4 protein-coding genes are annotated in these 2,114 nt (G+C 55.3%); 3 read left to right on the forward strand and 1 reads right to left on the reverse strand.

The window, feature by feature from the left end:
- Positions 1–3: 3 nt before the first annotated feature.
- Positions 4–165, forward strand: coding sequence for a LuxR C-terminal-related transcriptional regulator (locus WH91_RS26020; protein WP_428040602.1), 162 nt, complete (start codon positions 4–6; stop codon positions 163–165).
- A gap of 2 nt (positions 166–167) precedes the next feature.
- Here the strand turns inward: WH91_RS26020 and WH91_RS02120 are convergent, their stop codons facing one another.
- Complete coding sequence (locus WH91_RS02120; RefSeq protein WP_046169372.1) at positions 168–542, reverse strand: transcriptional repressor TraM; 375 nt, start codon at positions 540–542, stop codon at positions 168–170.
- Between the two features lie 238 nt (positions 543–780).
- On the opposite strand from WH91_RS02120, the gene WH91_RS22995 reads away from it, so the two are divergent.
- Positions 781–1,476, forward strand: a complete 696-nt coding sequence (locus WH91_RS22995; protein WP_248305802.1) for a helix-turn-helix transcriptional regulator — start codon at positions 781–783, stop codon at positions 1,474–1,476.
- Positions 1,477–1,560: 84 nt separating this feature from the next.
- Positions 1,561–2,114 (forward strand): acyl-homoserine-lactone synthase (locus tag WH91_RS02125; protein ID WP_046169373.1); only part of this gene is annotated, 554 nt, incomplete at its 3' end.

Below are 2,114 nucleotides of genomic sequence, written 5' to 3' on the forward strand. Positions count from 1 at the left end.
GTCTTGGCTTGGTGCAAGCGGGGATTTTGCGCCGCCGACATTGCCGAGTTAATGGGGCTCAAAGAGCCAAGCGTGCGTTTCCATATGCAGGGCGCGCGCCGCAAACTTGGTGCCAACAACATTCAACAAGCGATTGGCACTGCAACGGATCATCGATTGATCTAGAATCAATGGAATTGTTTGCGGTCGCATTTCGGCACGTATCCTAGCCACTCAATGAGCTGGGCGAGACGCCGTTCATGGTTATCTAGTTTCTCAACGGCAATGCGATAGGACGCACTAGCGCGTATCAGCTGCGCAGCGTTCTCTAAATGCGAATCCGACAGTCGGCTCAGCCGCTCGAAACGGCGCTGCGCAAGGCCAAGATAGTGTCGGTAGGACAGTATCGCTGCAACCGTCTCATGCTCGAGGGCATCGCCACCGTTTGCAGCGGGCAAGCGTATTTTACATGCAGAGGGTAGAGCGGCGGTCATCGGCGATTTCTGGTTGTTGGTGTCGCGGTCCTGCATGCCGTCGTTTGGCAATAGGCGGTATGAATGCATTTTAGGTTGCGCAAGCTGCACAAGCCATATGACTATCGGATGACAGGGCAGCTAGTTGCCGCGAAAAGCACCAGAACCGAGGGGTCACCGAGGTGGTAAGCCACAGACAATTAGGAGGAATATCGGATATGCGGGCGCACATCATCAGAGCCGTATATGTCCACGTCTGTCCCGACAACGCATTGTGAACTGGTCCGAGGAGCAAAAGCGGAAGCAGTCTGATGTCTGGCTCGAATGCATCGCGCGGTCCCGAACAGTCGCCGAGGCCCTGCGAACGATGCGAGATCATTATGGCTTGTCGAACGTCACTTACCATCTGGCACAGACGGTAGTGGGAGACGTAGATTCACCTTACGTGCGAACCACTTACCCGGACCCTTGGGTGGCGCGGTATCTTCTAAAGGGCTACGTTCGCGTCGATCCGGTTACTCGAGAGGGGTTCGCTCGATCATTGCCTTTCGATTGGGGTGAAGTCGAGACCAGCCCTTTGGACGAGCTTTTTCTGATAGATGCTGCAAAACATGGCGTTGGCAGTCAGGGCTATTCTATTCCAATCACTGACAAGGCCAAGCGGCGGGCGCTACTTTCGGTGAATTCGGCGCTTCCTGAACTCGGTTGGCGGAAGCTCACGGCACGCTTTCTCGATGAGTGGGTAGTTCTGGGGCAACTAGTCCATCGGATTGCAGTCGCCGAACTCTACGGGGAGCGTGATCCGGTGCCGGCACTTTCTCGTCGAGAGATCGAATGTCTGCATTGGACCGCTTTGGGCAAAGACCACAAAGATATTGCGGTTATTTTGAGCTTATCCGAGCACACCGTGCGGGACTACACGAAGTCCGCTCGATTAAAACTGGGATGCGCCACACTCTCTGCAGCCGCCACACGAGCAAGTCACTTGCGCATCATAAGTCCCTGGCCGTCAGGAACCCCCTGAACCGAGGGATCGATTTGAGGGGATTTCTGATTATTCAGAAAGCACGCATGTTTTCCGCAAGAGCCCTGAGCGGAGAGAACGGCGATGATCGTATCAGTACAAACATTCGAGCATCGGGAATATTCAGATGTGATCTTGCAAATGTTTCAAGCACGCAAAAAGGTGTTCTTCGATACATTGCAGTGGGATGTCTCGGTTCAAGGTGAATGTGAACGGGACCAGTATGACGAGATGGATCCTGTGTATCTCGTCTGGTGCGACCAGGAGCGGTCCCGCCATTACGGCAGCATGAGACTGATGCCGACGACAGGGCCGACGCTTCTTCACGACGTCTTCAGGTGCACGTTCCCTGATGCCGCCAGTTTGGCTGCCCCCGGCATATGGGAAGGCACACGCATGTGCCTCGACGAGGCGGCATTAGCGGCCGACTACCCTCAGATTGCTCGGGGTCGGGCGTTCAGCCTTCTGCTGGTGGCGCTATGCGAATTTGCTTTGGAACACGGTATTCATACCCTGGTTTCAAATTATGAACCGCACGTCAAACGGCTTTACTCCCGAGCGGGGGCGCGTGTTCATGAGCTGGGGCGCGCAGAGGGCTTCGGGCGATCTCCGGTATGTTGCGGCCGGTTGGAAATCTC

Origin of the sequence: Devosia psychrophila (assembly GCF_000971275.1) — a bacterium.
GTDB lineage: Bacteria > Pseudomonadota > Alphaproteobacteria > Rhizobiales > Devosiaceae > Devosia > Devosia psychrophila.

Coding starts and splice junctions, on each gene's coding strand:
- WH91_RS02120 (WP_046169372.1), bottom strand. CDS start 542: ATGCATTCATACCGCCTATTGCCAAACGACGGCATGCAGGACCGCGAC.